General features: G+C 40.4%; 1 protein-coding gene. It reads left to right on the top strand.

All coding sequences use genetic code 11. The features are described from left to right. On the top strand, positions 1–1,697 hold a 1,697-nt coding region (locus tag HQN90_RS37965), incomplete at both ends, for a phosphopantetheine-binding protein (RefSeq protein WP_173227983.1).

Here is a 1,697-nt window from a genome sequence, read left to right as displayed (position 1 = left end):
ATCGTGCAAGATGTGGAAACAACAATAACTGCACTGAATCAAGGGAGCAATAAAGAAAAAGGGCCGTACTTGTTTGAGGGAAAAGTAGATCGGACCTTTAAGGGGCAAAGGACGACTCAGGCACTCGCTCAAGAGCTGCTTACCCGAAGCAGGTCGGAGGTTGGAGATAGCCAGAAATACAGAGAGACATTGTACGCGCTGGCAGAATTCTATTGCATGGGATACGAAATGGATTGGAGCATGATGTTTGCGAACCCAAGGTCTAATCAGATCAACCTGCCGACGTACCCGTTCTCGAAAGAGAAGTATTGGGTGGAGAGAAAGGAAAAAGGTAGGGTAGATGCTCCTTTACACCAAGGTCAGAGTACGGTTATCCATCCTTTGCTTCATCGAAATACTTCGGATCTCTTGGAACAACGCTTTAGTTCAACCTTTACAGGTAAGGATCCCTTTATTAAAGATAGCTTTAGAAATGGTCAACGTATTCTCCATGATTATGTTTTCCTTGAGATGGCAAGAGCTGCAGTTATTCATGGGGCCGGAGGATTACTTGAGAGTAATACGGGAATATTGCTTAAACATATAACGTGGGAGAACCCTCTGTTATTAACAGATGATCCGGAAGATGTGCATGTGGGGCTAAACTTTCAAGGGGATGGAGATATAGTATTTGAAATTTATTCGAAAAGACTTGACAATAATAACGGATTTTTCTTGACACACAGCGTTGGGAGTGCTGAAATTACGAGCCCTTCGGTCATGCCACTGAAAATTGAAGATCTTTATAAGATTTGTAATAATGCCACTTACTCCTTTGAACAGTTAAGAACAGAATATAATGGAATTGATGCACGATTCGATCAAGTTATTGATGAAGTTCATATTGGAGACGAACAACTTCTTGTGAAAATATCATCTTGGCCAACTTTGTCCATTGGCTTCGATCAATTTATATTTGAACCGAGTTGGATGGATGCCATAGTAGGATTACTTGTCATGTTAAAAGTAGAAAGCTCCCATGAGTTCTTATCTTTAAAGGAGTTTGAAGTATATAACACTTTGAAATTCACTTCGTGGGTTTATATTCGAAGAATTAAAGATATAGAATTAGGTCTTACAAACAAAATTTCAATTGATTTTTATGATAACGAAGGAAATATTTTGGTACGCATGGTAGAGCTGGAGTTGGCGGCTAGGTTAAAAGAAGGGGGAGGGTATTCGTACGAAAAACCTCCGGAAAATGACGCTAACAATAGTAAAATAATTATTGCTCCCCCACCTGGCATTGGTAATCGAAGACCAGAAATGAAAGGGTTAAGTTTGGAACAATGTGTGGAATGGGATTTGAAAGAGTTGGCGGGAAAGATCCTGAAGTTATCAAAGGAAATATTGGACATTGATTCGAATTTGTCTGAGTTTGGCTTTGATTCCATCAACCTGGCGGAGTTCTCCAAACTATTGACGGATCATTATCAAATCGATGTGACCCCTGCGGTGTTTTTCGGGCACTCCACATTAGAAAAGTTAAGGCAATATTTTATACTGGAACATCGGGGAGTTATGGAAGCGTTTTACCGGGAAGGTGTTAATGTCGTTGAAGAAAAAGGACAGCAAGAGCCCATCGTATTGTTCGAACCGCGTAAAAAGAGAACAATGAACTCTCGATTCATGAAGAACCGTGACGAAAGCAATATTCC

The organism is Paenibacillus alba (genome assembly GCF_013204855.1).
GTDB classification, from domain to species: domain Bacteria; phylum Bacillota; class Bacilli; order Paenibacillales; family NBRC-103111; genus Paenibacillus_E; species Paenibacillus_E alba.
Note: the sequence above shows the minus strand (reverse complement) of the source record. Positions and strands in the feature narration are given on the sequence as shown.